Here is a 26,911-nt window from a genome sequence, read left to right on the forward strand (position 1 = left end):
GGAAAGTGTAACGACGGACTATCGACCGTGTTTTCTAGCGCCCGGCACTCTTTTAGAGTGTCAATAGAAAACCTCTAATCGATAGGAGTTCATATGAACACTCTTATAAAAATTAAAGAACGGATTATTGATCAGGAAACTGTTCAAACCGTTAATGCACGTGATTTGCATGCATTTTTAGGAATCACATCAAAGTTTGCAGACTGGATTAAAAATCGCATTAAAGAATGTAAGTTTTTGGAAAATATAAACTTTATAACGCTTTCTAAAAATTTAGAAAACGGTGGAAAGGTAAAAGAATACCACATTACCTTAGACATGGCTAAACACCTTTCCATGATCGAACGTAATGATAAAGGACATGAAGCGCGTCAATTTTTTAATTTTTTGTTTGACAACATGTCAATATTATGTCTATTGTCGAATCAGGTGCCTAACAAACACCTTAAGCAACTAGCGGATGGATTGCCGAAACAATCTTTTCTCCGCAAATTTAAATTTTTGACTTATTGTATGCGTATAGCGTATAAGGAAGTTTGTCGGGTGTGGTTACACTATAAAATACCCTTGCGGGGAAAGTGTAACGACGGACTAGTTGCCGTGTTTGTTAGCGCCCGGCACTCTCTTAGAGTGTCATTAACAAACATCTAACAACTAGGGGGTCACAATGACTCTCATTAAAATATCAGAACAAGCAATTGGATAAGAGATTGTTCAAACCGTTAGTGCACGCGAATTGCATGCATTCTTAGAGGTAAAACGGGATTTTTCCAATTGGATTAAAGATCGTATCAATAAATATGATTTTAAAGAGGAAAGAGATTATATTTTAACGCTCGCCAAAATTGGCGAACGTCAAAATGTGGTATTAAAAGAATATCACCTCACCTTAAGTGTAGCCAAAGAACTTTCTATGGTAGAGAACAATAAGAAAGGTAGAGAAGCTCGTTTATATTTTATAGAATGTGAAAAACGTGCAAAGCAAGTGACAACACCACAAGTAGATCTTGCCAATGCTTTGGAAAATCCTCTTACGATTAAACAGCTCCTTTTAGAGAGCATCAATCAATTAGAAGACTTAAGAAATGAGGTGAGTACACTCAAGCCAAAAGCCGAAGCTTTAGAAGGCTTAAAACGTTCTGATGGGTTGTTTGGTCTTATTGAAGCAGCGAAGATGTTAGAAGTGCGACCAAAGGATTTAACGAATTACTTGCGCAAACATGACTGGGTCTATCGACGAGCTCCAGGGGCGCCTTTGTTGCCTTATCAAGATAAAATCAAGAAAGGATTCATGGATTGCCCTGCTATCACCATTCAAAGACCGGATGGTACAGAAAAGGTACTCCCTTCCACAAAAATCACATCGAGAGGATTGGCATGTTTAAGAGAGCAAATCCATGGAGGTGTGCAATGAAGACCAGTATTGATTTTTTATGCGATTTGTGGATGGCATTATCTCAATTGTCTAGACATGAAAATATGAATGACAAAGATTGTACAGCTCTGGTTGATACTATGAGTGTCATAGAAAAAGCTTTAATTTCAAAACTTCAAGATGAGATGCCAAGTATACTTAAAATCTTAACAGTTCTTACAGATTTTGGAGCTTCAGAGTTACCGCATAGCATGAATTCTTTATTGCGCGCTTATGAATCAAATTTCGAGAACCTTATTAGAAACGTTGCTTAAGTCATAAATTATGTTCATCTCCCCGTTTCAAAAGCGGGGAGGGGATTATTGGATAAATCTCTTGACATCAGCCTTAGATGTAGTACATTGTAGTACAAATAAATAGGAGGTTTAAGCGAATGGGTAAAATTCAAGCACGCATACCTGATGAAGTTCAGGAAGTTGCAAGCGCAGTTATTAAATCCACGGGCTTAACTGTATCAGATGCGGTCCGTATGTTTATGACCCGTATTGCTAGAGATAGAGCATTGCCACTTGATCTATTTCAACCTAATCCGGAAACATTGCAGGCTATTGAGGATGCTGAAATGGGACGTGTTGAACGTACGTCATTGGATGGTCTGCGAGCCATGATTCGTGATGATAAAGCCGAAGTATGTAAGTCTGAAAAGTGACTTTGGCTAGCGATGCGGGAAATTGTTTATACTAAATCTTTTCGGCGTGATCTGAAACGTGAAAGTAAAGGGCGGTATGCTGATACATTAGAGACAGATTTGCTGCTTGTGATCAAAGCATTAGCGGAAAACGAACCCTTAAAAATGCAGTGGAGAGATCACGCACTAACAGGGCAATGGCGAAACTGTCGTGATTGCCATATTAAACCAGATCTCGTTTTGATCTATCGAAAGCCTGATGATGAAACTTTAGAACTTTTACGGCTTGGTTCACATTCTGAACTGCGTTTATGATAATTTTTCAAGTTTTTGAAAACCACTGTTTGAGATGTGTAAAACGATATTATCTCTCGCATCTGTGAGGCGTGCGAAATTGATAATTCATTTGCTAAACAGTTTTGCACGTTTCAGAGTGTATTTAGAGTCGGATATTTGGTTTTTGTGTAAAAATATTTTCTACAGCATCTATAAGACGTGAAAAATCAAGTGCTAATAAGAGTATAATGAGTACAATCCATTTCGTATAACGTGACATCACTTTTATACTTTTGTAGGTCATGATGATTTCTTGAAGGATTTCTTTTTCTCCTTCTGTAAGTTCTATATCGTCTTGTGTTCTTTTCCTAGCCATGTTTCCACCCACACACACGTTCGCCCTGCTTGTTATGCTTTAAGATCTCTCTTGCTAAGCTCGAACTGATGACGTCAACATCTTGCCTCTCTAAATAAATTGGCAACCAACCGACACAAGAGACATACTTATTTGTCCCGCAACCAACGAGAGAGAGCAGCACGCACATCAGCATCACTTTTCTGATTAACTTCATTTTCCACCTCCAGCCGTGTTGTTGTTGCCTTTAAGGTTTTTTCTGTTTGCTTTTGCTGTTCTGCCTTTTTCCCGAGGGTAAAAGCTTTGGCTAAAGCTATAAAAAGAGCGGCTAAAGCCGCACCTGTTAACAGCAGATTTCTTTTCATCCATAAGATCATAAACGGTGTTCCTGAAAACGTTTAGCAACAAAGAAAAGACCAACACCTGCAGCTAAAACCATGATAGTGGCGAGCGCCCATTGCACTGGACCGTTGCCTGCTAATAAGCCGCCAAGTCCAGAAAAAGAACCAATGACTGGTGCAAGGGCTTCGGCTTTGAAAAGCCCTGTTGGTGCTTGCGTTTCTACGGTTTGGTAATTCGAGGAAACAAAAGCACCTTTCGCCCATAATCCTGCTTCTGCTGCACGTCGGTGTACAAGACCTTGCAAGCGTTTTCCACCGGCTTTGGTCCATTTCTGTAATTCGATAGGGATTGCTTCATATTCACCGTTATTGAGTTTTTTTAACAGGGTCGAATTGCAAAACGCTGTTGTTCCTACATTATAGCAAAAGGAAACCAATGCCGCGAATTGTTCATCCGTTAAGGAAACCGTAACAGCGCGTTCAACAGCATTCTCAAATTGTTTTAAGTCTTGGCAAAGAAGTTCTTCAGCTTGCTTTTCAGTGATTGTCATGCCTTTATGAACAAAAGGTTTTCCGGCATTGTTTGTATGTCCATAACCAATGGTCCATACCCCAATGGCATCTTTATAGGCATTCAAACGCAAGCCTTCCCATTGTTTAATCAGTGCTAGTCCTTCTGGTGATATTGTTCTCATGTATTGCTCCTATAAAAAAGCCCCGCAAAAAGCAGAGCTGGATTAAAAAATTGACCTCTTTCCCATTCGGAAGGTTGGCTTGTTAAAACCTATGTAACTTGTTCATCGGAACAAAAGAATGTATTTGACATTATCTATTATGTAGCATATAAACTACAAATATTTATTGTTAAAAAAACACACTATTTTACAGAGTGGTTAGACTCGTTAAAAGACAAACAAGTGCAAAAGAAAATTGCTGCACGTATTTTCCGCCTTGAATATGGGCTTCTAGGAGACGTGAAATATTTCCGTGGCATTGGTGAACTAAAAATAAATTATGGACCAGGCTATAGGATTTATTTTGTAAAACAAGGGAAACAAATCATTTTGTTATTAAATGCTGGTGATAAATCCACACAACAAAAAGATATCGAAAAAGCCCTTCAATTAGTAAAGGAAATGAAACATGGAAATTACTAAATTTGATGTAAGTGAATATTTTAATACACCTGAAGACTTTAAGATCTTATTAGATGATGCTTTAGAAACCAAAAATAGTGGCTATATTGCACATGTATTAGGTATTATTGCGCGTAAACAAGGAATGACAACTGTTTCTCAAGAGACAGGACTAAATCGCGAGTCTCTTTATCGTTCTTTAAGCGATAAAGGTGATCCACGCCTTTCTACTTTTCTTAGTGTGTTAAGTGCATTAGATTTACAAATGAGTTTAACGCCTATTCAAAAGAATAGTAAAGAGCAAACAGCTTTAGAAGAAGCCTCTTAATCCCCTCCCCATTTTTGAGAACGAGGAGGGAGTATATATTTACTTAAGCAACCTTTTTAATGGGGTTCTCTGAATCTGGATTATAAGCGCGCAATAAAGAATCCATGCTATGCGGTAACTCTGAAGCTCCAAAATCTGTAAGAATTGCTAAAATCTTTGTAATATTGGGTAGTTCATTTTGAAGTTTTAAAACTAAAACTTTTTCTATCAATTCCATAACTTCAACTATGGCATTACAATTTTCATCTCCAATGCCTCGATGATTGGAAAATTTAAACAGTGCCATCCATAAATCACATAAGAAGTTGGTATCTATCTTCATTGCACACCTCCATGGATTTGTTCTCTCAAACATGCCAATCCTCTCGATGTGATTTTCGTTGAAGGGAGTACCTTTTCTGTACCATCCGGTCTTTGAATGGTGATAGCAGGACAATCCATGAATCCTTTCTTGATTTTATCTTGATAAGGTAACAAAGGCGCCCCTGGAGCCCGTCGATAGACCCAATCATGTTTACGCAAATAATCCGTTAAATCCTTTGGTCGCACCTCCAACATCTTTGCCGCTTCAATAAGACCAAACAGACCATCAGAACGTTTTAAACCTTCCAAAGCCTCTGCTTTTGGAGTTAATTCTGCAATGGTGTTATCCTTCTTCTCGATTTGACTTTGTAGATGATTTAAGACACCAAGTAATGCTTCGGGTTTGGAATAATCAACTTGTGGTGTTGCTACCTGCTTTTCCAATTCTTGCCAACGGTCAATGATTTTTGCTCGCAAGGCAGTGTTGTAACCAGACACGAGAATTAAACATTCACGCTTGGGCAGGTTATAGCAGTTTTGAGGCTTTCCCTGTTTGTCTAAATAGGTGCCCCCAAATTTGGGGAGACCTCTTTCAGCGTATAATTCTTCAAGTATTCTCTTAATATCTCGCATAACATGGTCATGCCTTTTACCACACAATTCGGCAATCTCACGACTAGACATAGTCGGAACCGCTGCGTCGTTAGCAACGTTTTCGGTAATTTTAATAAAGGTATTCATGTCAACTCCTGCTCGATTAGACGTTTTTGATTGACACTCTAAAAGAGTGCCGGGCGCTCAAAAACACGGCGAACAGTCCGTCGTCACGCTTTTCCCATAAGGGTATTGTATAGCGTAACTACACCCGACAAATCTATTATACGCATGTAGCATATAATGAGTCAAAGTCTTTAATGTGTGGAGAAGAGATTGTGTCGGCAATCTATCCGCTGTTCGTTTAAGGTGTTTTTGAGGCACCTGATTCGATTATTCATATTGTCGCCAGATTGTCAAGAAAATTTCTATAATTTTTTAATTTTGCTTACATAGCCTCCTCATCCATATGGATAACGCCTTCGCCTTCATCACATGCGTTAGGTGGGGCGTTTGGATCAAGGGTATCATCTTTATCTGGTGTGGTGTTTGCAACGTTTCCAGCCGCATCTTCTTGGGTTTCATCAAAAAGCTCGCAATCTATTTTTGTAGTGTAACCACCTGTTTTATCAAGCTTGTGCTTAACACTTTTGATGCGCCATTCTGCTGGAATATAGGGGCGGAAAGGGGGCTCTTGAACAAGCTTTGCTTCTGCTTGTACAAAGGGATCACCACCAATATCACATGAGAAAGAAGATTTCCCACGCGATGATTTATTGCGATAAGCCGCAATGGCCCCAACAGCTTCTGATTGATTGTGGTAGGTATATTTAAGTTCATGAAACGGTGGTTTGCCAACCTTGACTTCCTTTTTTTCACCAGTACGGATATCATGATAGTTTGCAAGTACACCGCCTTTTTTCTCTTCTTCTTGCTCTTGATTTTCAGGTGTTTTGGCTTCCGTCTCTGCTTTAGGCAAATTGGGGGCGTCACTTTCATCCATATGGATAACATCTTCGCTGTTATCAACTTCTTCTGGTTCTCGTGCATCAGCGGCGGCTTTTTGGTCATCTCCTGCCTCTGTTGCTAAGCCATTGGCCGCTCCTGCTTCATCACGCGCACTGTATTTAAAATCCCAAGAGCTGCAGAGTTTTTCATGGATAACAATAACGGGGAGTGTTTCACCAGTGATGGCTTTGCCTTCACCCCGTTTGGCAAGCACCAATTTGCCATCAACGGGTTTTGCTACCGCATCATAGTCTTCTGCAAGGCGCGTGGCAAAAGCCATATCGCTTTCAGAAGTTTGGTCAATGTGACGCACAACAATTTTTGCAAGAGCAGGGTCAACTTTTGGTGTATAGCCATTGCGCTGTGCTATCTCTTGAATAATACTGCCAAGGGTTTGTTGGTGATAGGATTGGCTTTTGGGTGTTCTATAAGACGTGTTCATAGAGGCGGCGCGTCCTGTCACGCTTAAACTTTGTGGGGGGCTGCTTACAGAGATTTCATCAATCAGATAGGCTCCCATATCGCGGTTTTTGCCGCCTTCATAGCCAAGTGTGACAGAAATGATTGTTCCGATGAGAGGAATATCAAGAAAGCCATTGTCGCTCTCACGCGCGCGGTCATCAAGTTCTATGGTGATGCGGTCACTTTTGTCTTCTGCTTCATCCGTAATTTCAATCGATAAGACATAGTCCATCAGAGTTCTTGTGATGTCCTCTCCATTTGCCATCACTGTGCAAAAAGGTTTCATGATTGACTGCCCCAAATTCTAATCACCGGTGTGGCTTTAGGATAGGGAAGGGTTGGCAAAACGATTGTGATGCCTGCTTTTAAGATGGGTCCATAGTCTGCAAGACCAAAGTTTGCTGCATAAACGCGTTCAACAGCAAGGGCTTGTTGACCCTTGGCATAGTATTTCCAGCAAATGGCATCAACCATATCGCCTTCTTTTGTCACGTAAAGATCACTCATAGCTCTTCACCATATTCTCTCAACTTTATTGTAAATTCTTGTTTTTTTGGGGTCCCATTTTGGTGAAAAATGCTTTGTTTTTCCTCTACGGAAAGAATGACAAACTTTCCTAAAATTTTCCCCTGACCCGTCACAAGGATATGAGGACCATTATGCGCCATTTGTCGCAAATACTCGATTTGTCCGTGACCGCCTTTAAAATCTGGATAGATCACACCGGTTAAAGAAAACTCTGCATTTGCCACAGCAGGCAATTGAAGAGCAGCTTTGCGCCCCAATCGCCCTTGCTCGACCCATGGAACACCATAAGACATGTCAAGGGTTTGATAAGCGGCCGTTTCAATGGAAAAGATAAAACTACCCAAAGCTAACATCATGATGTTTAATCCGAAAGGCTAGAGGCGATAGCCAAGCGCTGTTGTTTGGCATAGTGTTCAAGGGCTTGATTGACTGCGTTTCTGATTTCATCTTTAAGACCATTGGGGACGGAAATATTTAAATTTGAAATCATCACGCGGGCATCGATTTCTACCGGCTTATGAACGGTAATGGGCTTGGGAGCTTTGAAGGCGCCCGCTTTTGTATTTGGAGCTTCCATATGCTTTGTTTCAACGCCCCCTGTATTAAAGCCACTTTTGCGTTTTTCAGGGGGGGTATTTGTAACCACGGCTGTATCGAGCATTTTTTTTGCCCGTGTATTGGTTTCTTCGGTAAAGGTTTTAATGGTCTGCGTTGAAGTTTTGTTGATTGAAACATTAAACCCTAACTTTTCTTTCATCCAGTTTGGCATCCAACTGGTTAATTTACTCATCATGCCGCTGAGCCAGTCAGACAGAGCGTTCCATTTGCTTTTGATGCCATCCCAAAGCCCATTAATCAGATTGGAGCCTGCTTCCATTAAATCGACACCGAACAGCCATTCAATGAGTTCATTGATTTTTTTCGAAATCCAAGAGAGTGGTGAAAAGTTTTTAAAGAGCGCCAAGAGGTTATTGAAAGCATTACTACATAAGCTTGCAAAAGAATCCCATAGCTTGCTTATAAAGCTTATGACTGTGTCCCAATTTTTGTAGAGCAGATATCCGGCAGCAACAAGAGCTGCAATGCCGCCAAGTATCCAGCCAATAGGTGTGGTCATGATAGCAACACCAAGCGATATAAAAGCAGAACCAACGGCGGTTATTGCTGGAATAAGTGAAGTTACAAGAGATACCGCAAGACCCGCAACTGCGGAAGCAGCCGGGACCATTGCTGCAATGAATGATCCGATAAGAATTGTTCCAACTACAGCTAAAGATGCTGCTATCCAGCCATTGAGTTTATCCCAATATTTATAGAGTACAGCAAGTGTTGCAATACCGCCAATGAGCCAACCGATAGGGGTGGTCATCATAGTATAGCCAAGGCTAACAAACGCTACTCCCACGGCTGTTAATGCGGCAATGAGTGGACCAAAAATGAAGGAACCAAGAGCGACAAGCCCCACCTTGAAAAGAGTTATTTCACCAATTAGAGGTTCTAGCCATTGAAACCAGCCTTTAATCCTTTCTGTGAGATCACTGATACCTTTTCTTAAATCAGAGGTAGGATTAAGCAAATCTTGCAAGACTTTTCTTAAGGTTTTAGCCCAGCTCGCAACGGTTGTTTGAATGAGGTCACGGTTTTCATCAATCAACTTTGAAAAACCGTCAACCATATCATTGATCACGGGCATAAAGCGTGCACCAAGAAAGTTCGCGATACCACCTATTTTTTTCTTAAAGGCACCAAGCTTGTCACTTAAATCTGCGGCATAGCGTGCAACATCGGCGCCTATCAGCCACTTTCCTTTTCTCGCCTTTGCAAACAGCTCTTTGATGGGCGCCATGCCTTGTGCAAGCATGGATGCCATCTCTTTACCATCACCCCCAAACAGCAGAGCAGCAATATGCTGTCTTTGTGCTTGATTTTTCATTTTACTCATTTTTTCGGTAATTTCTTCTAGTAAGAGAGAATTTGATTTGAGTTTGCCAGAAGCATTTTTGACAGAAATACCAAGCGCTTCAAATCCCATCATGCCTCTTTTTTGTCCAGCATATGCTTGCGCAGAACGCCTATTTAAGGTTGCCAAGGATTGTTGAAAGAGTTCGGCAGAATATCCTGAATTATCAGCAGCATCACCCCATAATTGAAGTGATGCAACACTCATACCTAAATGGTGTGAGGCATGGTGAAGACTATCTCCCAGATGCATGGTTTTCATGGTGAGGGCGGTCACACTTGCCACAAGCCCCCCACCAGCAAGCCCTAAGACACCGGTAAAGACCGAAGCACGACTTGCAGCTGTGCTAAGAGCACCTTGAACACCATGAAGACTTTTTGTCATGTTTTTTACAGCAGCAGAAAAGCGCGGAATACCCATTCTATGAGAGAGTGTTTTTGACAATGTATTAAATTGTTTTTGTACACGTTTAAGAGGTGCGGTGAGTTCGTCTTCAAGAGACAATTTCACCTTTGCATCGGCAACTTTTTCACTCATTTTGTCTTATACCTTTCTGCTGCTTGTTTTCGCCAGAATATGAGTTCTTGTGGTTCCATTTCCATCATCTCTGAAAGGGACCAATGGAACACAATGGCGATATCGGCTATGAGTTTTGCGGCGGTTTCCCAGTCGAGGTATCCCGCCGTTTGATAAAAGACTCCAAGATCTCTCCAATGCTTGACAAATCATTGATATCAAGTTCACTGATAGCCTCATGCGGCCATCCAGAAAGGCGTGCGATCATAGCGATTGTTTGCTCTACGCCTTCTTTTTTGTCGATTGCTTGCAAATCTTTTGTTTTGGGGCGCTGTAAGGTAATTGTGGTGTGTTCTTTTCCTTCAAAGGTAATAGGGATAAGCAATTGATGGGTAACACTTTGTTGTATAGTCATTTTATAATCCTATGTTTTCTCTGTGGTCTGCGAGTTGATTGACGCCATTGAATTTTCTCACCAAGTTGAGAACGTCTATCTCAACGATTTCAATGTCCTTCTGGACATATTTGAAATATTGCAATGTGAATGTTGCTGTAGAAGTTGCTTTGCCTCCCGGTTGCCATTCTGCCATTTCAAAGCCTTTGCAAAGTCCTCTCATGGTCATGACAACACCTTCTGCGGGTGTGCCTTGTGCTTGCATTGAACTGCGCAATGAGATGTTGACATCTGTGCGTCCCAACAGTGCCATTAATTCTGGAGAGCAATCAGAAATGGTCATGCTAAGCGTGAGGGTTTCAAGACCAAGATCAACCTCAATGGAGCTATCCATGCCACCGCCGCGATAACTCTCAACGACCAAACTCAAATTTGGTAGGGTGACACTTTCACATTTTGCTTGATAGGGAATACCGTCGACAAAAATGTTAAAATATTTCAAAACTCTTGGTAAAACAGGTACGGTCATTAAAAGATCTCCTCTAGGTAATCATTGATGATTTGTGAACGGAACGTGATGTGTTCTGCGGGTGTTGTCGGGGTAAATTCCACATTGAAATAGACTTTTCCGCTTTCAATGGCGCTTGCTGTATTAAGCTCTAGATCAGGCGTACAACGCCCACCAAGAATAGCGCCTTGTGCTTTCAAATCACGCAAATAGGCATTGACGCTTTCACTGACATCATGCATGTAGGTTTTTTTGATATTGCGGTCGACAGCCCATAGATGTCCGCGCAAAATAGCATCATTGATCATATCCGCGGTGCGCACCACGGATAAAAAAGCAAATTTTGTATCGCTTGAGAGTGTGCGATTGCCCCAAAGGCGATAGCCATTTTCGCGAATGATTGTTGTGATGTTTTGTTCATTGAAAAGGTTGGCACGGCTTGATCTGTCCCCAATGGAAAAATCAATGGGGCGCGCAGTTCCCACAATGCCATTGATCACTTTATTGGAAGGGGAATGCCAAAAGCCATGGGTAAAATCATTTTTGGCAATGACACCAGCAACCGCTGCACTTGCCGGCTGTTCTATGATCTTTCCAGCACGATTTACCTTTACAAACGGGTCAATGAGAATGGCGCGTTTTGAATCAAAATCCTTTGCTGTGCTAAGAGCTGCTTCATCTGTTGTGTTTGGAGCATCAAGCACCACAATGGCGCGCAAACGCTCTGCAATGCCAATCAGTTCTGCTGCGACGGGGTTGGCAGTTGCACCAGTTTCATTCCCTTCAATACCCACACTGGAAGGGCGTTGATGTGTAAAGCCTGGCGCAATCAGAATACGTGGTGTTTGTCCTACAATGGATTGTGCTCCAATGAAAGCATGAACACCTTCATAAGCGCCATTTGCGTTTACACCGCCTAGAATATTGGTAAGTGTTGCATTTTCGTCGTCACCTTCTTTTACACGGACGACAACGACAATTGCTCCTACTTGTTTAAAAATCAGATCAAGGGCATTGGGTAATGTACCTTGACGCTTACCCGTTTTATCGAGTTTTGCGGCTTGTGAAAGAGAGCCTGCGACCAAAACCGGTGTGTTGAGGGGGAATGCTTGTTCATCGGCATCGGGTGCTGTGCCAACAATTCCGATAACGGCAGACTGAACCGCACGAAGGGAGCGGGTGCCGTCGTCAACCTCAACGACTTCAACACCGTGTAAAAAACCTGTTGCCATTTTATACTCCTTTGAAATATTGGCTAGAAATGAATGGGGAAACGAAGGGGATGATTGCTGTGTTTTAAGCGTCCAGCATTTATAGATGAAATTAACAAAAATATAGAAAGGTGCTTGACATTATTTATGCAATGTGTATTTTCGAATCAGGTGCCTGAAAAACGCCTTAAATACCAAGCGGACAAACTACCGACATAGTTTATTTTCCGCACATTAAATACTTTGACTCGTTATATGCTACGTGCGTATAATAATTCTGTCGGGTGTGGTTATGCTATACAATACCCTTTCGGGGAAAGCGTAACGACGGACTTGGTACCGTGTTTTTCAGCGCCCGACACTCTTTAGAGTGTCAATGAAAAACCTCTATTACCAAGGAGTTCGTTATGAACACACTTATAGAAATATCAGAACAGGTTATTGATCAAGAAACTGTTCAAACTGTTAATGCACGCGATTTGCATGCGTTTTTAGAGATAAAAGCCCGCTTCAATGATTGGATTAAAAATCGCATTAAAGAATATAAGTTTCAGGAAAATATAAACTTTATAACGCTTACTAAAAATTTAGTAAACGGTGGAAAGGTAAAAGAATACCACATTACCTTAGACATGGCTAAACACCTTTCAATGATAGAGCGTAATGATAAAGGGCATGAAGCTCGTCAATATTTTATCAAATGTGAACGGCTTTTGAAACAAGTCGCTACTCCACAAGTTGATTATTCCAAACCAGAAGCATTACTGGGTGTTTTGAATCATCTACAAAGCCAAATCGAGCAAAAAGATCATGCTATTGCAGAATTGACACCAAAAGCCGAAGCTTTGGAAGGTTTAAAACGTTCTGATGGTTTGTTTGGTCTTATTGAAGCGGCAAAGATGTTGGAGGTGCGACCAAAGGATTTAACGGATTACTTGCGTAAACATGATTGGGTCTATCGACGGGCTCCAGGGGCGCCTTTGTTACCTTATCAGGATAAAATCAAGAAAGGCTTTATGGATTGTCCTGCTATCACCATTCAAAGACCGGATGGTACAGAAAAGGTACTCCCTTCAACAAAAATCACATCCAGAGGATTGGCATGTTTGAGAGAACAAATCCATGGAGGTGTGCAATGAATACCAGTATAGACTTTTTATGCGATTTGTGGATGGCGTTGTATCAATTTTCTGATCGTGATGATATTGAAGACAAGGCTTTTAATACTCTCATTGAGACTATGGATGCGATAGAAAAAGCTTTAATTTTTAAGCTTCAAGACGAAACCCCAAATGCACTGAAAATTTTGGCAATGATTACAAATTTTGGAACTTTAAGACCACCTCCGATTATAGAGTCTTTGTTAAAATCTTACGAACCCAATTTAGACAGCCCCATTAAAAAGGTTGCTTAATTAAAAAACATGACTCATCTCCCCGTCTTTAGGGCGGGGAGAAGGTTACGAATGGCTATGTTCCATTTGCGCATTCATTTCTCTAGCTGTTAGTGTTGGAACTTTGCTAACATCTGTTTCCCGCTCTGCATGCCAAGCATCATAATTGGCTTGCATACGTAACCATATGGCAGCTCCATCACCAAACATTTTTCCAAGGCAAGCAGAAATAGCAGGAGAAACAGGCTTTTTTGCCTTCAGGATATCATAAAGATGTTGGCGTGATATACCGAGCATCTGTGCAATTTCTAATTTTGTTTTGCCTGTCTCAGGAATAATATCTGCTAAAACTTCTCCTGGATGAGTAGGGCAGCGGTTTTTATCTCTTTGTGCAGGAATGTCATTCATAACTGTATCCTTAGTGATATTGTTCAAGATCAACACGGTAAGCATTACATGAGTCAAATTCAAAAGTAATACACCATGGTCCGTTAACGTGGACAGTGTAACGAGTGGGTGAATATCCAATCAAAGAATGAAAGTTAAATCCTGGAAGATTCATATCTTCTGGTCTTTCAGAAAAATCTAAACGATCAAGGCGAACCATGATACGTTTTACAAGTCTCTTATCAATCTTGGATGAATTTCCCGTTTTGAATAATTCTGCCAATGTTTTGCTTTTAAACGTTTTAATCATTCCTTTATATAGCGTGAAAGACTATAAATGTCAACAAATAGCTTACATTGCATGTGCTAAAAAAGCCCTATCGCTTAAGTTTTTTTATTTAAGGTGAGGAGGAGTTTAATAGCCCCCCTTGAGTGACTTATTTCAATTACAAAAGATGTTTTTTTCTCCAGTACGTTGTAAAATATCTTTACATAATACATATTATACGTACAATACGTATTATCTATTAAAAGGCTATCGTTATGAAAAAATATAGTTTTACAGATGTCAACCGCGGGGCAGGTGATATTTTAGACGAGGCTATGTCAACACCTGTTGCTTTGACAAAACGAGGGCGTGAAAAAATCATTATGCTTCCTGTTGATTTATATCATGAATTAATAAAAGCGCGTTCTAGTGTACAATCTTTTTCCTATGCAGATGCACCGCAAAATATATTAGATGATTTAGATCGTGGTTTAGATGACATTTTAAACAGTGATGAACATGTTTAAAGCAGGGGATGTTGTTCGGTATTATTATTTATGGCACGAACAAGCGCAAAAAGGTGAACATTCAGGGCGTAAAGCGCGTCCTTCTTGTGTCATGGTTAAAACTGAAAAGCATCTTTTTTTGTTTCCTATCACTTCTCAAGAGCCAGTTAATTTGCAATTTAGCTTAAAAGTACCTGAGATAGAATGCAAACGTGTGGGTTTGCAAAAGCAATCTTGGGTACGTGTTGATGAATTTAATGTTGTTTCTTGCGAATCTTTGTTTGACTTTGAAGATTTAAAACCACAAGGGCGTTTTAGTCTTGCTTTTATGCGTAAAATTGCACTTAAAATTAAAGAAGTTAAAGCAATAAAGCCACTTGGAAAAGTTTCTAGAGACTGAGTTATACAATTAAACAGTATGGAGTGTCGGAACTTTGCTAACATCTGTTTCACGTTCAGCATGCCAAGCATCATAATTGGCTTGAAGCTGTAGCCAAAGGGCTGGTCCATTTCCTAACAATTTACCAATGCGAGCTGCTGTTACGGCTGTGACTGGACGTTCTCCTTTAAGGATACCGTGCAAGTGCTGGCGTGTTATTTGAAGAATCCTAGCAATTTCGGTTTTGCTTGCATTTAAATGTTCTAAGGATTCAGCTAAAATTTCTCCTGGATGAGAAGGACAACGATTAGGATTACGTGTGGTCATGGATAGTCTTCTTTGCAATTAATTTTAAAACCGTTACAATTTAAACAATATGCCATCGATATTATACCATTTAAAGAAATTTAAAAAATGAACATCAAGCCTATTCGCACTGAACAAGATTATCAAGAAGCCTTAGAAATTGTGTCTGCAATGTTTGATAATCAACCTCAAGAGGGGACTCCAGAATTTGATCAAATGAAAACTCTTGTTTTGTTAATTGAAGCTTATGAAGCCGAACACTATCCTGTTTCTCCAACTCATGCGTAAAGAGAAGCACAAACTCATGGAGGGAATAAACTTGCACGTCAACATCAAGGATTTTACAACCACACCAATAACTGTCTGATCAAATATTGCTAAAAACTCAGATCTCTTACCATCCTTAATAAAGTGAATACGAAGTTTAAATTCTATTGTCATTTTGCTCTCCAAATCAATGGAGAGACCATAACAATCATCTACACTCTCTCATAAGACTGACACTGTCAGTCAAAAAAGCCCTTTAAAGGGCTTTGAAAGATCTTCAAAGGGGGCTTTAAAGAAAGAAAATCATATACGCTCGCTTATACAACAAGCACCATTTGAATTGTGCTCTCTTTGGTTATGTAATTAATCTTTCCACAATCTTATGAGAACAGCGCCATCAGCTCCAAAACCACGTCCTGCTTTTCCTGAACTATGGGAACCTTGTCCCATCCCACCAGAGCCACCTCTTGATGTATCGCCTCCAGCATCACCACCGTTACCACTTATACCGCTTCCAGCATAACCATTGCCGCCTTTGGCAAGTCCTGGATGTTCGTCTGTTGCTAAACCCAAATTTCCACCAACTCCTCCAGCGCCACCAGAGCCTGAGTAACCCGTTCTTGATGATATGTTATAATAAGCAGCAGTTCCATTACATCCTCCTGTAGCGGTAATAAAATTCTTTCCAACGATTGTTGTTCCTCCAGAATTACCTGTTGCACCGCGCGATGCAACAGAAGTTCCTCCTTTACCAATGATGATATCCTCATGACCGTTTAAACTTGCTTTATAGCCATACCACACGCTGCAACCGCCACCGCCTCCCAAATATGGAGTATCCGATCCACCGCCACTACCGCCACCACCCCAGGCTGTAATTTCGACTTTAGTTTTATCCGTGATCCAATCGGGCCATTCAATTTTGCCATCTAGAGCAATTCAGCATCGGCAAGAGCCGGCCAATTGGTGATTTTATCGGTCAAATCTTTTTTAAGACTCTTTATCCCTGCCAATATGGCGGCATCAACTTCACTCTTGGTATAAACTCTTTCACCGTCAACGGTTAGTGGTCCTTTCAGTATGCTTCCATTTGCGCTTAAACGGGTAACCACTGATTCTGAGATTGAAAAACTTCTTCTAAGCCCGGTAGAGCCGGCGGATAAACCAACTAATGGAGATGTGCTAAATGGTGAATTCTTGACGATCTCCAAACCACCACTCATGGTGACTTTGCTGGTAAACTTATTGTAATTTTTCCATTCATTTGGGCTTGTGAGGCGACCATAGCTGGTCAGATCTTGATTGATCTTGGCTCTAAAATCATCAAGCCCCACGATATCTTCAATCTTATGTTGGTGCGCACCTAACAGTGAGACAGCACTACCAAAGGTAAAATTGTTGTTGCTTGATTTATAGAGAACATAATTGTTGGCGGCGTCCTTAGCCCCCTCGATATCGCTTAAATCAGCAAAAGTGAAGGTTTTATCTGCTGCCATCTTGCCATTAAGGGCACTTTCTAGATCTGTGATTTCGCTTATGGTATGCGTGTGTTGTAAAGGCGCCTTTTCGTCTACCTTTTCCTCAACTTGCGCTATTGCCTGATCAATCTTGGTCAAGTTTTCACGCAAAATAGGGAATTCAGAACTGATAAAACGCCCTTCTTGTGGCAATTCCATGTCGAGTTTTTTGGTTTTAGTCATCTCTTATTCTCCCCTCATAATATACCGGCGCCAAAATCACACACCATGGAACGCGCCGCCGGTCCACCGGTAAGCGTGAGTTTAAGGCGTGCTTGTTTGGCTGTTTTGTCGCTGCTTACAAATTTGCGCTCTGTCCAAAGCGGTTCAGCGAGTTGCTCTGTTTCATCGAGTTTCAAAGGGACAAACGCCCCATCATCCAGCTGCATCTCGAGTGTAAAGGTTGCACCACCTGGCAAGAAGGTTTTGATATAGCTGGTCAACCTTGCCTTTTCCCCAAAGGAAAAAGCCCGCGTGATATAAGTTGCTGTTTTATGAATCTTTCCTGCAATCAACTGAACCGGGGCAAATAAGACCGGAGAGAGTTTCTCTGTGCCTTTAAGAATGGCGCGAAGCTTGACCTTTTCACTGATATATTCGCTAAGGCTTAGCAATTGAAAGGGTAGCAGTTGGTAAACCGTGCCGTTGTTGCGTTCAATTTCAAAGATGACAGAGCAATCGCTTGAAGGCAATTCTACCGCTGCACGCACTTGCAAATCAGAACAATCCACAAGATCAAAGGTGCCTAAATCAACCATCTTTTCTGTTTGCCTGTAGCGTGCAGCCAACACCCGAAAGGCTAATGCTTCATCTTGATGGGCGCTCCAGCTTTGTGCATTGACAGAAGAAAAGCGCGGACCCGTCACATAGGGGTGGCTTGAGACATATCTTTGGCTGTCTTTATCAAAATCCCCAAGTTTAGCCAGTGATACGGAATGATCCGCATCATCGGTTTTAATGACAAAGGCGGTCAGACGGTCATCGGGGACGGTTAAGGGTACATCATAGTGTGCGCCAGCCCAGCCGGTTTTGGCACCCTTCATTGAATAGGAGGTTTGGGCTTGAATATCAGCGGTTGGATAACCGTTTTCGGTGGTGACCAAATCAATCACCAGATCATGGTTTTGATTGCCTATTTTACAAAGATGGAAATCAATCCCCGTGATTTGCCGTGTTTCATCAGGGGTAAAGACTTGGGCTTGCGGGTCTACTTGTGTCCATATTTTCACCGTGGTGGTACGTCGCATCACCTTTACATCAATCACCCCTTGACCGGTAAAAAGCCCTGTTGCAACGGTGCCCCCTCTGCCTCGTGCAATCACATTCTTTGTACCAGCCGTAATATTCGCAGGAATGCTAAAGATGCCTTCAAGGGTGCCTTTGCTATCGGCAACAAGGCGGCTGTTGGGTAAGACATCCACACCATCAAAGGTAAGGCTTTCCAAGATTTCACCACGACCAAAGCCTTCAATCTTAAAATTCAGCTTAATTTGTCTTAAAAAATCGATTTGCTCTCGAGTCTCATTGATGAGGTCATCACGTACTTCCGTGTTACGGATCGTTCTCCCGCGATTCCATCCCATATTGAGTTGATTGGTGACACTTGAAAGCCAATCGGTGCGCTGTTCATGCCAAAAATCTGTTGCGGGGGTAAGGGTGACTATTCCAGGGAGAGGTGCAAAATTTTGATAGGGGTTGATCTTTTCGCAAGCCGTTGTCAATTCTTGCGCAATGATCACTTCATTGGTCCAGTCAAGCGTGACAGGGGCGTTCAGGGGGGCAGTATAAAAGGTTGGATCAATGGCAAGCTGTAAAATGCCATGACCAATAGCCCCTGTTTGGGGAAAACCTTCATCGCGATAACTGTCATCGAGAAAAGGGTCTGCAAACATGCCTTTTTTGGCAACGGGCTCTTTAGAGTCAACATTACTTTTAATGCGCTCTAATTGCATCAGGCGATCAAGAGAGAGCACCCGTTGAAAATAACGCCACATCTCATCATAAGGGGCAACACGTGTGCCATCATTAGCCACTTGGGGGGTGCTAAGCCAATTGTTGGTAATGGTAGCAAGGGAGAGCACATCATCCGGGACACTGGGAGCCATGGGTTGGTCTGCCGAGACGCCTTTGATATAGACAACATTGCCTCCTGTGTTGAGACCAATACGGTCAATGCGGGGGAGTTTATAAGTGTAGCTTACAATGATATCACCTCCCTCAGCCCCTCCTGAGACGGTGATTTCCTGCGCTGTTACTTTATCCGCTTTTATGCTCGCGCGGTATCGATAGGTCACTTTATAACTACTGCCGGGGAGTGGTTCATCTCCCATAGGCGCCCAATCAATGGTGTCTCCGGTTTTTTTGAAATCCTTGCCTTCTTTAAATTCCTTGGTTCCTTGAACAATTTTGATAAAAGCGGTGATACTTTTGTCCGCCACCCCATCACGCCCGGAGGCAACCGCACCACGGGTTATCGTCACGGTTTTTTCTTTCGTCAACAAAAGGGAATGAACAGCAGCAATGGGAGCGTAATAGGTTTTAAAGGTAAAGCTTGTCTTGCCCTTTGGAGGTGCAAAAATATGGGTTTCACTAGGAACGGCACTTGTCGAAAAGTCCTCGAGTTCTTCATAGCGCAAAGCAGCCAAGCGCTTGCGTTTGAAACCATTGATATTGGCTTCTCCCTCTTGAATACTGAACACTTGCTTTTGTCCCTCTTGCCCCAAAGCTGTGACACGGCATCCCCCCACGATATAGTGTCCATGAGCGCGATCATACGTCGCAATGGCTTGCATAGCGGGTTCAAGCAGTGAGGGGGATTTTTGATCAATCAAAACGCCATCTTGCAAAATATAAACCGGAAAAAATGTCCCTTTCTGGTCATCATCTTTGAGAGCCCAGACAAGTTTTGCGACCTCGCGTGCCGCACCTCCTTCTCCTTCTGCCAAGGACCCTGTAACTTGTCCTAAGAGTTCTGGATCATCCTCATAGGTCACCCATTTCTTTTGCAACTTTACACCGATTTCCACGCGCCCCATCATGGAAATATTCGTGAGAACAGCATTTGAGACGGGAAAGATATCGCCTGCGATATAAATCTTGCCCTCCGTTAAGGTAACGGTTTTTGTGTCTTTATTGACAAAGGCATCTGCTCGTTCAACGCGGTCTCCTTCTTGTGCCACAAGGCGCCCCAAACGGTCATGACGCCCCCTGATGATGGTTTGCATTTCATTGAGTTCACCACCTTGAAGAAAAGAGCGCCTGCCATAAAACACAACGCTTTGTTGTTCATCTTTGCCTACCGATCTATCAATTGCAAAGGGTAGTCCGCTTTCATGTTTCATGTTAAAACCTCAATAAAATCTTGAATTGTTCGCGAACATCAGCACGCAAAGGAATGTTGATGGGTGTTTTGAGAATTTCTATACCGCCACGTAGTTCATCAGCCTCTAACCAAAGTTTACCAGGGGGTGTTTGTTCTGCGAGACAACCATGAACGAGGAGGGAAACAGAGGCGGCTTGTTTGTCCTCAACATCCTCAAAATCTGTGCGCGCTGCAAGAAACAGCATGGTGCCAGTTGGGGAAGGATTAAATCTGTTGCCGCAATGGCTGTAAACACCCTCGACCGCTTGTTCGACAGGCTGTACAGCATAGCATCTGCGATAGCCAATCAGAGTGTTATCGAGATCTCTTAAAGCCAAATAAAGGGGACGGTTTTGGAACCACTTTGCCATGAGTATATCGCGTTCGTGTTTTTTGACCGAACACCAGGGGAAATTTGCCAACTCCCAAGGGTAATCGATTTGGTTCCAGCTTAATTCCTCGTCAAAGTCATCAATCCAGTTGCCAATAAGCTTGCCTTCTTGTTTTGTGAGCGTGTGATTAATTTCTGTTGTGCGTCCAAAGGAAAACAGTGTATCTCCAGCTGTTAAGCGCACGCCACTCTCAAAATCCAGCATGCTGTCATCAAGGTGTGACATATCGCACTCTATGGTTTCCACATCATAACCATAGGTGCTACGGCGAAAATCAGAGCGCAAACTTTTGGAAAGGTCGACAATGGCTTCAATGGCTTCAAGGCTGCTTTGTTCAGGCAATTGATCAAAATAAAGTTGAAAGGAATTCCACCATGCACGCCCTGACCATGCGGGTGTAAAGTGTGCAGAAAGCTCTAACCATTGAAGTCCCAACTCAATGGCTGCAACAGAGCCACGCAAGCGCTGCCATGCAAGCCCTTGATCAATCAAATCATAGAGGTTTGGAACATAAGGTGTGAGTTCACCAAGTCCATATTCTTCAATCAACCATGGCAAAAAGCGGGGAGGGCGTGTGATCAGTTTTGCACGTGAAATCCCCAAAACAGACCCATCAACATCTTGATGAAAGTCGCAAGCATCGGCAAGGCGTTTCTCAAATTCTGTTGCATGTGAGGGGAGAAGCGAGCCAACCATTAGCGCGCCCGCCCTTTAAAGTTTAAGGTGATTTTGCCAATCGATAAGATTTCTTCATCACAAACCGCACTGTCCTTTGTGGGTGTAATGGCAATCACTTTCTGGACACCAGTTATCATTAGTTTTGAAACCCACCACGAGAGGCTTAATTCGCGACCAATGGCTTGTTCTTGTTTCCAAGCCGTGCGTAAATTTGCCTCCATTGTCGTGAGAATTTTCAAGGATGTTTCCGGGAGCAGCCAAACATCTGCTTCTAAGTCCAGCACTTTTTTAACAGCAGCATGCACAATAATGGTATCATTGGTCATGATGATATTTTTTCTGTGAAGAGCTTGTGAAACTGTTTGTATGAGATCTTCAGAGGCTGTTCCTTCTTCATTATTGCCAAAAACAGCAACATAGATGGTTGGATTTTTGCCTTTACGATAAATAATCGCATCTTTCACTCGACTATCGGCTGTTAAGGCGATAAGTTTGTAATAGGGTTCTGTTCCACTTCCGTTTCCCCCACGGGCATGAAGCTGTATGCGTTCACGATACCTCTCATCACTCTCACCCTCTAAGCGGGCAATACCATGCCAGTTTCCCAAAGCATCAAGGGATTCACCGGTTGCAAAATCAAGAATGTTGTTGCGTGCCGCTTCGTTAATACGCTGTCTTAAAAGCAACTCTCGATAGCTAAAAGCCTCAATAACTTTTACGGCTGGATCACTTTCCAAAAATGTATATTCGGGTAAAAGCTCTTTTAAATGGGTAAGAACAGCAGCGCGGATTTCCTCAAAAGAAAGTTCTGTAATAATTTCCGGTTTTGCAAGCGCTCTACTCATTGTATCAATAATCCTTCCATGGTAATGGGCTTTCCTGATGGCAAATACATGCCCTCAAAGGACAGAGAAACTTGTCCGGTTCCAAGTATTTTAAAATCAATCTTTTTCAGCTTAAAACGTGGTTCCCACTTGTCTAAAGCCTCAGCAACGGCGGCATAAAGAGCAACAGCAAAGGCGTTATTCACCGGCGCATCAATGAGTTCTCCAATACGTGAACCATAATCACGTCGCATCACCCGTGTGCCAATGCGTGTTGACAAGATATCAATAATCGACTGTCGCAAATGTTCTATGCCAACCAATGGCTTTCCTGTTGTACGGTCCATTCCACTGTTCAATTCGGACCTCCTGTCATGGAACCACCAGGGTAAACACCTCCATGAACATGGGTTGCTCCGACATTGGTGCTGTTATGCTTTAATTCCCTTGAATTGATGGAAACCTCATTGCTTGAATGAAGAGAAATTCCATCTTGTGAATGGAGTGAAATGTTTCCCTTTGCTTTTAAACTCAGATCACTTTCTGAAGTGATTTTGATGCCTTCTGGTGCACTAAGCTCTAGCTTACCAGCATCTCCTTTGAGTGATACGCCATCAGAGATGGTTAGGATAAACTTTCCTCCCGATTTTATATTAAGGGCATAGGTGTTTTGTTCATCATTATATTCAAGGCTGGTGCCATCGGGATAAAGTGTTTTATGAATATTACCTTTATCGGCTACTTGGTTCACATCGGTATGAATAGAGCCTACAATGACCCCTTGTGATAAATCGCCTGATGATGAAACAACAATGACTTGTTCTCCAACATCGCGCCCTTCATAAGAGCGTGTTTTACCAGCACGCGCTTGGGTATCTGGAATCCAATCACTGATAAGACTGCCGCTTTTTACCCGGTAGCGTGCGTTTTTATGGTCAACATGGCTAATTTTCCCTACCACAACCATATTGGCTACGCGTCTTTTTAAATCGGAGATCTCCTTATCGCGTCGCTCTAACATGGTCACCTTCAATTTTATGGTATTTGTCTTTGTTTCCCATACCTGTTTCGGGTTTAAAACCGACAAGGGGTTCAACAACTCCTACGGTTGCATTTCCTTCATCAGGGCAGGGGATATTGGTGACATAAGTCACGTCAAAGGTTAAAATTGCACCGTGGAGCGCTAGGGCGCCATTATCACCAAAGGCAAAAGCAATATTTTGCAGGCGGCATGTCTCAACAGTGTTGTTAAGATTGGGGTTGGCATGGAAAACCTCCTCCACTTCCCATGCTAATTGGTCAACAAAGCGTGCACCCTCTTCACATGTTGCATAGCATTCAACATCCACCGTTAAAACACGCCGCCTTAAGCCAAAATCATGTCCATCTTCAATGGTTTCACTTTGCGTTGAGATATTAATAGCTGGCATTGTCTCAATAAATAAGTTGAAGTCACGCATATTGAAAACATTGTCACCAGCTACTGTTTTTGCTGCCTTTATCAAAGCAACAAATGTTTCTCTTATCCTCTCGCGGGGATGCATGGGAGCTCCTGTTCAATTAAGTGTATAAAGTGATTGACTAGGATTAATAATGATACTATTATTGGTTATGAGTAATAAAGTTGAAAAAATAATCAGCTTGATGAAAGCATCACCAAAGAACATTAAGTTTTCAGATTTGTTGGCTGTATGTGTCTATTTCTTTGGAGAACCACGGAACAATGGTACAAGCCACTTTGTTTTTAAAACACCGTGGCTTGGTGATCCTCGTGTGAATATTCAAAAAGATTCTGGTAATAAAGCAAAAGCTTATCAGGTTAAACAAGTCTTACAAGCGATAGAAAGGATGAAACATGAACAATAATCATTATACATATCGTGTTTTGTGGTCGCAAGAAGATGAGGAATATGTCGGATTATGTGCAGAATTCCCATCTCTTTCATGGTTAGATGTTCAAGCAGAGAGAGCTTTAAAAGGCATTATGGATCTCGTTTCAGAGGTTGTTGAGGACATGCAGCATAATGGAGAAGAAGTTCCTGTGCCTTTGTCACATGGTAAATATAGTGGTAAGTTTCAATTAAGAATTCCACCAGAACTTCATAGAAAACTAGCAATTCAAGCTGCCGAAAATGGTGTAAGTTTAAATAGATATATTTCTTCTAAACTTTAAAGCTTTTAAAGGCAGCTTATACGCACCAAAAAAAGATAAATTTTTATGGAAACCTCTCAATTAAAACAAATACCCGTTTTCAAAACGGATGAAGAAGCAGAAAACTTCGTTGATACTGCTAATCTTACGGATTATGACTTAACTGGTTTTAAACCCGTTTATTTTGAATTCTTACCTAAAGAAGCTTCTATAAATATTCGCTTGCCTCAAGCACTTATGAAAGCTTTAAAGGAAAAAGCGAAAAATCAAGCTATTCCTTATACACGCTATGTCAGACATTTGATCGAAAAAGATTTACGAACAAGTCACTGTAATTAACTTTGCGCCTATTATTAATAATAGAGCAAACAGAGAGACATTAAAATGTGTTATAGTATAAACAAAAGCCTTATAACCCAACTGCTTTACGTAAAATGTCATCGACTTTTGATTGCCACCCACGACCCAAGGCTTTAAGTTTTTTTAAAACATCTGGTGACAAACGAATTGATACTTGCTCTTTAGGGTTATCAATTTGTGGTCGCCCTCGAGAACGTTTAATGCTTTCAGCTAAATCAGGAAATACTTCTGCAAATGATTTTGCTTGAGCAATTTGTTCATCTGTCGCTTCTGGAGCGTCTGGATCATATGCAATTTCTTTTTGAATTTCAGCCTCTTCTTCATCGGTGAGAGGTTTAATATATGGATATTTCGTCATAATATTAAACTCCTTTCTTTTTTGCTCGCACGTCTCATAGAAATGATAGAAACCGCTTCATCGCCAAGTGTAGCAAAAACGACTGCAATAACATTATTGGTAAAAACATTAATAGCCATAAAACGTCCTTGCTTTGCTGGAAGGATGATCGCTGTTTCAAAAAATTCTATTTGAAGATCAGCAAAATCAAGCCCATGTTTTTCAATGTTTTTGTGTCGTTTAATTTCATCATAAGTAATAATCATAAATTAATGTATTACATTTATTCAAAGAGGTCAATAATAAAAGTGATACAAAATATCTTTAGTGTTTATTTCCTTTAAATTTCTCTTGGTAACATCAGCGTTCCTGTGCACGTAAAATAAGCTTATACATGCCAGATTCCGAAGCCTGTACATCCGTCACAATAAAATGCTCTTGAGAAAAGCTATCTTTCGTACTTTCAAGCGTCATAACTACAACGCTATCTTGAGGTTTTGGTGGTATTCCCCCGATATCATTGATACAAACATCAAGTTCCTTTCTTGCAATTGTCGTGGGGATTCTGCCACCGGCGTCCGATTCTGAATGCTTAATGCCGTAAATTGCTGTGATACGAAAAGATTGCTGATTGTCCTTTCGCGTGTAGATGATGGGCTGCCCAAAAGTGTTGCGCACGTCTTGAATCATTTGGTTTAGCAACCCGTGCCATCGCATGTTATTTTCCTCCACTAACCGCTTTAAAGAGCATTTCAGGACGCGTGCAAATATAAAGCGGATAGCTGTATACCTCCGGTTTTACCCATGCGTTACGGTCGTGATCAACAATCAACATGGTGTAGAGCGGTTTTCCAACCGTGTTGGCAAAATCCAAACTTTCTCCCGGTGCAAAGGTTTTTTGAAACACTCCCGGTGCATTGGCAGGCAAGAATTGACATTCATCAGGCTTAATGCCTATGGCGCGCTTTGTTCCAGCTTTCGCACTTACATTATAGTTGTGGATACTCCGGTAATTAATGAAAGTGACACCAGCAAAGTCAAAACTGCCAAAGCTGCCCGAGCCAAGAGCGCTTGGTGTTGCAACACCTCCGGCGCTATTTAAAGTTTGTGCAAGAGCTGTGTTGAGATAAGTCTCACGAATTGTTTTATGGTTTTTCAATTTGGAGAAAAATTCATTTCCACAAAGCCCAATAATGCGTGAACGATCAGAAAACGCTCCCTTTGAAGCTTCAATCATTTTCATAATGACTTGATCAACATGGTCTGCAACATTGGTTGTCTCAACATTGAGTTTAAAATCAATTGGCTTTGGGGGAGTAATTTCCCATTCCTTGTACCAATCTACAATCACCGAGCCATCAGCATCAAGGACAACACCTTGAACAGCGCCAAGTTGCATGTTTTCCCATGTCAATTCGATTTCAGAAATCAGTTTCTTTTGTTTTCTGGCAATATATTTCATTGCTGTCTCTAACTGATCTTCTGTGCCAAATTCACGACGGTTCTGGATTTCTTCTGATTTTACGGTATCACTTTTGGCAATCCGTGTTGTTTTGAAAAACCGAAGATTACGACCCTCTCTATCACCTTCTGCCAAAGGTGCGCCACGTTCACTGGTTTGAATAAGGGAAAATGTATTATCACGCCGTTCAATCCCAACCACTGTGGTACTGGTTTCAACTTCCTCAAAAAGATTAAGAGAGCTTACAAGACCAGGTTGAAACTCATAGTTTTCAATGGCTTTCATCATTGTGATGCTTGAGAAAGCGTCGTGTTTAAAAAAGTTCATATCCATGTGCGC

The 26,911-nt window shown here is 41.7% G+C and carries 41 protein-coding genes and 2 pseudogenes; 15 read left to right on the forward strand and 28 right to left on the reverse strand.

Annotated elements, in window-relative coordinates; translation table 11 throughout:
- Window positions 1–93: 93 nt before the first annotated feature.
- The 5 genes and pseudogenes from BTR_RS13760 to BTR_RS02305 all read left to right on the forward strand — a co-directional run.
- Window positions 94–381: pseudogene (locus tag BTR_RS13760) on the forward strand (antA/AntB antirepressor family protein); the annotation flags it as partial.
- Window positions 382–709: 328 nt separating this feature from the next.
- Window positions 710–1,414 carry an antA/AntB antirepressor family protein gene (locus BTR_RS02290; protein WP_122364083.1) on the forward strand — a complete coding sequence of 235 codons (705 nt, stop codon included), beginning with the start codon at window positions 710–712 and terminating at the stop codon, window positions 1,412–1,414.
- Window positions 1,411–1,689 (forward strand): hypothetical protein, encoded by a 279-nt coding sequence (locus BTR_RS02295; protein ID WP_012231039.1) that lies wholly within the window; start codon window positions 1,411–1,413, stop codon window positions 1,687–1,689. The genes BTR_RS02290 and BTR_RS02295 overlap by 4 nt, the downstream gene beginning before the upstream one ends.
- A 119-nt stretch (window positions 1,690–1,808) precedes the next feature.
- Window positions 1,809–2,084: a type II toxin-antitoxin system RelB/DinJ family antitoxin gene (locus BTR_RS02300; protein ID WP_012230747.1), complete on the forward strand. Its 276-nt coding sequence runs from the start codon at window positions 1,809–1,811 to the stop codon at window positions 2,082–2,084.
- Window positions 2,085–2,096: 12 nt separating this feature from the next.
- Window positions 2,097–2,378 (forward strand): type II toxin-antitoxin system YafQ family toxin, encoded by a 282-nt coding sequence (locus BTR_RS02305; RefSeq protein ID WP_012230749.1) that lies wholly within the window; start codon window positions 2,097–2,099, stop codon window positions 2,376–2,378.
- Between the two features lie 124 nt (window positions 2,379–2,502).
- Here BTR_RS02305 and BTR_RS02310 read toward each other — a convergent pair whose 3' ends face one another.
- From BTR_RS02310 to BTR_RS02325, 4 genes are read right to left on the reverse strand one after another with little or no spacing between them, the layout of a single operon-like run.
- On the reverse strand, window positions 2,503–2,715 hold the full coding sequence (locus BTR_RS02310; protein ID WP_012230750.1) for a hypothetical protein: 213 nt from the start codon (window positions 2,713–2,715) through the stop codon (window positions 2,503–2,505).
- Entirely contained in the window at window positions 2,708–2,911 is a 204-nt protein-coding gene (locus BTR_RS13360; protein ID WP_038473308.1) for a hypothetical protein, read from the reverse strand. The genes BTR_RS02310 and BTR_RS13360 overlap by 8 nt, the downstream gene beginning before the upstream one ends.
- Window positions 2,844–3,071 (reverse strand): hypothetical protein, encoded by a 228-nt coding sequence (locus BTR_RS02320; RefSeq protein ID WP_012231042.1) that lies wholly within the window; start codon window positions 3,069–3,071, stop codon window positions 2,844–2,846. Before BTR_RS02320 ends, BTR_RS13360 begins: the two co-directional genes overlap by 68 nt.
- On the reverse strand, window positions 3,068–3,730 hold the full coding sequence (locus BTR_RS02325) for a lysozyme (protein WP_012231043.1): 663 nt from the start codon (window positions 3,728–3,730) through the stop codon (window positions 3,068–3,070). The genes BTR_RS02320 and BTR_RS02325 overlap by 4 nt, the downstream gene beginning before the upstream one ends.
- Before the next feature lie 159 nt (window positions 3,731–3,889).
- Here BTR_RS02325 and BTR_RS02330 point away from each other — a divergent pair, with 159 nt between their 5' ends.
- The gene (locus BTR_RS02330) at window positions 3,890–4,192 is read left to right on the forward strand and encodes a type II toxin-antitoxin system RelE/ParE family toxin (protein WP_006589072.1); all 303 of its coding nucleotides are present in this window, start codon (window positions 3,890–3,892) and stop codon (window positions 4,190–4,192) included.
- Entirely contained in the window at window positions 4,179–4,499 is a 321-nt protein-coding gene (locus BTR_RS02335) for an addiction module antidote protein (RefSeq protein ID WP_012231054.1), read from the forward strand. Before BTR_RS02330 ends, BTR_RS02335 begins: the two co-directional genes overlap by 14 nt.
- Before the next feature lie 43 nt (window positions 4,500–4,542).
- Here BTR_RS02335 and BTR_RS02340 read toward each other — a convergent pair whose 3' ends face one another.
- From BTR_RS02340 to BTR_RS02380, 10 genes are all read right to left on the reverse strand, one after another.
- Window positions 4,543–4,821: a hypothetical protein gene (locus BTR_RS02340; RefSeq protein ID WP_012231055.1), complete on the reverse strand. Its 279-nt coding sequence runs from the start codon at window positions 4,819–4,821 to the stop codon at window positions 4,543–4,545.
- Window positions 4,818–5,543 carry a Rha family transcriptional regulator gene (locus BTR_RS02345; protein ID WP_012231056.1) on the reverse strand — a complete coding sequence of 242 codons (726 nt, stop codon included), beginning with the start codon at window positions 5,541–5,543 and terminating at the stop codon, window positions 4,818–4,820. Before BTR_RS02345 ends, BTR_RS02340 begins: the two co-directional genes overlap by 4 nt.
- A 301-nt stretch (window positions 5,544–5,844) precedes the next feature.
- Window positions 5,845–7,152: a phage late control D family protein gene (locus tag BTR_RS02350; protein WP_012231057.1), complete on the reverse strand. Its 1,308-nt coding sequence runs from the start codon at window positions 7,150–7,152 to the stop codon at window positions 5,845–5,847.
- A complete protein-coding gene (locus BTR_RS02355; RefSeq protein ID WP_012230761.1) occupies window positions 7,149–7,373 on the reverse strand; it encodes a tail protein X in 225 nt (74 codons plus the stop codon). The genes BTR_RS02350 and BTR_RS02355 overlap by 4 nt, the downstream gene beginning before the upstream one ends.
- The gene (locus tag BTR_RS02360; RefSeq protein WP_012230762.1) at window positions 7,370–7,750 is read right to left on the reverse strand and encodes a phage tail protein; all 381 of its coding nucleotides are present in this window, start codon (window positions 7,748–7,750) and stop codon (window positions 7,370–7,372) included. Before BTR_RS02360 ends, BTR_RS02355 begins: the two co-directional genes overlap by 4 nt.
- A 5-nt stretch (window positions 7,751–7,755) precedes the next feature.
- Window positions 7,756–9,891 carry a tail protein gene (locus tag BTR_RS02365; RefSeq protein ID WP_012230763.1) on the reverse strand — a complete coding sequence of 712 codons (2,136 nt, stop codon included), beginning with the start codon at window positions 9,889–9,891 and terminating at the stop codon, window positions 7,756–7,758.
- On the reverse strand, window positions 9,888–9,959 hold the full coding sequence (locus BTR_RS13365; RefSeq protein ID WP_081485993.1) for a GpE family phage tail protein: 72 nt from the start codon (window positions 9,957–9,959) through the stop codon (window positions 9,888–9,890). The genes BTR_RS02365 and BTR_RS13365 overlap by 4 nt, the downstream gene beginning before the upstream one ends.
- A 38-nt stretch (window positions 9,960–9,997) precedes the next feature.
- Complete coding sequence (locus BTR_RS02370) at window positions 9,998–10,285, reverse strand: phage tail assembly protein (RefSeq protein WP_012230764.1); 288 nt, start codon at window positions 10,283–10,285, stop codon at window positions 9,998–10,000.
- A 1-nt stretch (window position 10,286) separates the two neighbouring features.
- Window positions 10,287–10,793, reverse strand: coding sequence for a phage major tail tube protein (locus BTR_RS02375; protein WP_012231058.1), 507 nt, complete (start codon window positions 10,791–10,793; stop codon window positions 10,287–10,289).
- A complete protein-coding gene (locus BTR_RS02380; RefSeq protein ID WP_012230766.1) occupies window positions 10,793–12,004 on the reverse strand; it encodes a phage tail sheath subtilisin-like domain-containing protein in 1,212 nt (403 codons plus the stop codon). The genes BTR_RS02375 and BTR_RS02380 overlap by 1 nt, the downstream gene beginning before the upstream one ends.
- Before the next feature lie 386 nt (window positions 12,005–12,390).
- Between BTR_RS02380 and BTR_RS02385 the strand changes: the two genes are divergently transcribed.
- Both BTR_RS02385 and BTR_RS02390 read left to right on the forward strand, forming a co-directional pair.
- Window positions 12,391–13,122: a phage antirepressor Ant gene (locus tag BTR_RS02385; protein ID WP_012230767.1), complete on the forward strand. Its 732-nt coding sequence runs from the start codon at window positions 12,391–12,393 to the stop codon at window positions 13,120–13,122.
- A complete protein-coding gene (locus tag BTR_RS02390; protein ID WP_012230777.1) occupies window positions 13,119–13,397 on the forward strand; it encodes a hypothetical protein in 279 nt (92 codons plus the stop codon). The genes BTR_RS02385 and BTR_RS02390 overlap by 4 nt, the downstream gene beginning before the upstream one ends.
- A 45-nt stretch (window positions 13,398–13,442) precedes the next feature.
- Here BTR_RS02390 and BTR_RS02395 read toward each other — a convergent pair whose 3' ends face one another.
- Together BTR_RS02395 and BTR_RS02400 are read right to left on the reverse strand one after the other, a co-directional pair.
- Window positions 13,443–13,784: a HigA family addiction module antitoxin gene (locus BTR_RS02395; protein WP_012231059.1), complete on the reverse strand. Its 342-nt coding sequence runs from the start codon at window positions 13,782–13,784 to the stop codon at window positions 13,443–13,445.
- 10 nt (window positions 13,785–13,794) lie between these two features.
- Window positions 13,795–14,073 carry a type II toxin-antitoxin system RelE/ParE family toxin gene (locus tag BTR_RS02400; protein WP_012231060.1) on the reverse strand — a complete coding sequence of 93 codons (279 nt, stop codon included), beginning with the start codon at window positions 14,071–14,073 and terminating at the stop codon, window positions 13,795–13,797.
- A gap of 233 nt (window positions 14,074–14,306) precedes the next feature.
- Here BTR_RS02400 and BTR_RS02405 point away from each other — a divergent pair, with 233 nt between their 5' ends.
- Together BTR_RS02405 and BTR_RS02410 are read left to right on the forward strand one after the other, a co-directional pair.
- Window positions 14,307–14,558: a type II toxin-antitoxin system prevent-host-death family antitoxin gene (locus BTR_RS02405; protein WP_012231061.1), complete on the forward strand. Its 252-nt coding sequence runs from the start codon at window positions 14,307–14,309 to the stop codon at window positions 14,556–14,558.
- Complete coding sequence (locus tag BTR_RS02410; protein WP_012231062.1) at window positions 14,551–14,937, forward strand: hypothetical protein; 387 nt, start codon at window positions 14,551–14,553, stop codon at window positions 14,935–14,937. The genes BTR_RS02405 and BTR_RS02410 overlap by 8 nt, the downstream gene beginning before the upstream one ends.
- 9 nt (window positions 14,938–14,946) lie before the next feature.
- Here the strand turns inward: BTR_RS02410 and BTR_RS02415 are convergent, their stop codons facing one another.
- Entirely contained in the window at window positions 14,947–15,243 is a 297-nt protein-coding gene (locus BTR_RS02415; RefSeq protein ID WP_012231063.1) for a HigA family addiction module antitoxin, read from the reverse strand.
- 87 nt (window positions 15,244–15,330) lie between these two features.
- Here BTR_RS02415 and BTR_RS02420 point away from each other — a divergent pair, with 87 nt between their 5' ends.
- Window positions 15,331–15,510 (forward strand): hypothetical protein, encoded by a 180-nt coding sequence (locus BTR_RS02420; RefSeq protein ID WP_012230779.1) that lies wholly within the window; start codon window positions 15,331–15,333, stop codon window positions 15,508–15,510.
- A gap of 342 nt (window positions 15,511–15,852) precedes the next feature.
- Here BTR_RS02420 and BTR_RS02425 read toward each other — a convergent pair.
- The 7 genes and pseudogenes from BTR_RS02425 to BTR_RS02455 form a co-directional block, all read right to left on the reverse strand.
- Window positions 15,853–17,189: pseudogene (locus BTR_RS02425) on the reverse strand (Bgr_08870 family protein).
- Window positions 17,190–17,203: 14 nt separating this feature from the next.
- Window positions 17,204–20,347 (reverse strand): DUF4815 domain-containing protein, encoded by a 3,144-nt coding sequence (locus tag BTR_RS02430; protein WP_012230782.1) that lies wholly within the window; start codon window positions 20,345–20,347, stop codon window positions 17,204–17,206.
- A 1-nt stretch (window position 20,348) separates the two neighbouring features.
- Window positions 20,349–21,455: a phage tail protein gene (locus BTR_RS02435; RefSeq protein WP_012230791.1), complete on the reverse strand. Its 1,107-nt coding sequence runs from the start codon at window positions 21,453–21,455 to the stop codon at window positions 20,349–20,351.
- Window positions 21,455–22,282, reverse strand: coding sequence for a baseplate J/gp47 family protein (locus tag BTR_RS02440; protein ID WP_012230798.1), 828 nt, complete (start codon window positions 22,280–22,282; stop codon window positions 21,455–21,457). Before BTR_RS02440 ends, BTR_RS02435 begins: the two co-directional genes overlap by 1 nt.
- On the reverse strand, window positions 22,279–22,620 hold the full coding sequence (locus BTR_RS02445; protein ID WP_038473244.1) for a GPW/gp25 family protein: 342 nt from the start codon (window positions 22,618–22,620) through the stop codon (window positions 22,279–22,281). Before BTR_RS02445 ends, BTR_RS02440 begins: the two co-directional genes overlap by 4 nt.
- Window positions 22,617–23,282, reverse strand: coding sequence for a phage baseplate assembly protein V (locus BTR_RS02450; protein WP_012231064.1), 666 nt, complete (start codon window positions 23,280–23,282; stop codon window positions 22,617–22,619). Before BTR_RS02450 ends, BTR_RS02445 begins: the two co-directional genes overlap by 4 nt.
- Window positions 23,263–23,805: a hypothetical protein gene (locus tag BTR_RS02455; protein ID WP_012230801.1), complete on the reverse strand. Its 543-nt coding sequence runs from the start codon at window positions 23,803–23,805 to the stop codon at window positions 23,263–23,265. The genes BTR_RS02450 and BTR_RS02455 overlap by 20 nt, the downstream gene beginning before the upstream one ends.
- Before the next feature lie 49 nt (window positions 23,806–23,854).
- Here BTR_RS02455 and BTR_RS02460 point away from each other — a divergent pair, with 49 nt between their 5' ends.
- Genes BTR_RS02460 through BTR_RS02470 form a run of 3 tightly spaced genes read left to right on the forward strand, consistent with a single transcriptional unit; the run spans window position 23,855 to window position 24,752 of the window.
- Window positions 23,855–24,127 carry a toxin HicA gene (locus tag BTR_RS02460; protein ID WP_012231065.1) on the forward strand — a complete coding sequence of 91 codons (273 nt, stop codon included), beginning with the start codon at window positions 23,855–23,857 and terminating at the stop codon, window positions 24,125–24,127.
- The gene (locus tag BTR_RS02465; RefSeq protein ID WP_012231066.1) at window positions 24,117–24,434 is read left to right on the forward strand and encodes a type II toxin-antitoxin system HicB family antitoxin; all 318 of its coding nucleotides are present in this window, start codon (window positions 24,117–24,119) and stop codon (window positions 24,432–24,434) included. Before BTR_RS02460 ends, BTR_RS02465 begins: the two co-directional genes overlap by 11 nt.
- Before the next feature lie 45 nt (window positions 24,435–24,479).
- Window positions 24,480–24,752 carry a CopG family antitoxin gene (locus BTR_RS02470; protein WP_012231067.1) on the forward strand — a complete coding sequence of 91 codons (273 nt, stop codon included), beginning with the start codon at window positions 24,480–24,482 and terminating at the stop codon, window positions 24,750–24,752.
- Between the two features lie 70 nt (window positions 24,753–24,822).
- On the opposite strand, the gene BTR_RS02475 is transcribed toward BTR_RS02470, so the two are convergent.
- The 4 genes from BTR_RS02475 to BTR_RS02490 form a co-directional block, all read right to left on the reverse strand.
- Complete coding sequence (locus BTR_RS02475) at window positions 24,823–25,134, reverse strand: BrnA antitoxin family protein (RefSeq protein WP_375694351.1); 312 nt, start codon at window positions 25,132–25,134, stop codon at window positions 24,823–24,825.
- Entirely contained in the window at window positions 25,128–25,376 is a 249-nt protein-coding gene (locus BTR_RS02480) for a BrnT family toxin (RefSeq protein ID WP_012231069.1), read from the reverse strand. Before BTR_RS02480 ends, BTR_RS02475 begins: the two co-directional genes overlap by 7 nt.
- 94 nt (window positions 25,377–25,470) lie before the next feature.
- Entirely contained in the window at window positions 25,471–25,827 is a 357-nt protein-coding gene (locus BTR_RS02485) for a head-tail joining protein (RefSeq protein WP_012231070.1), read from the reverse strand.
- Window position 25,828: 1 nt separating this feature from the next.
- The gene (locus BTR_RS02490; RefSeq protein WP_012231071.1) at window positions 25,829–26,905 is read right to left on the reverse strand and encodes a major capsid protein; all 1,077 of its coding nucleotides are present in this window, start codon (window positions 26,903–26,905) and stop codon (window positions 25,829–25,831) included.
- Window positions 26,906–26,911: the final 6 nt, after the last annotated feature.

It is taken from the genome of Bartonella tribocorum CIP 105476 (assembly GCF_000196435.1).
Taxonomy (GTDB): domain Bacteria; phylum Pseudomonadota; class Alphaproteobacteria; order Rhizobiales; family Rhizobiaceae; genus Bartonella; species Bartonella tribocorum.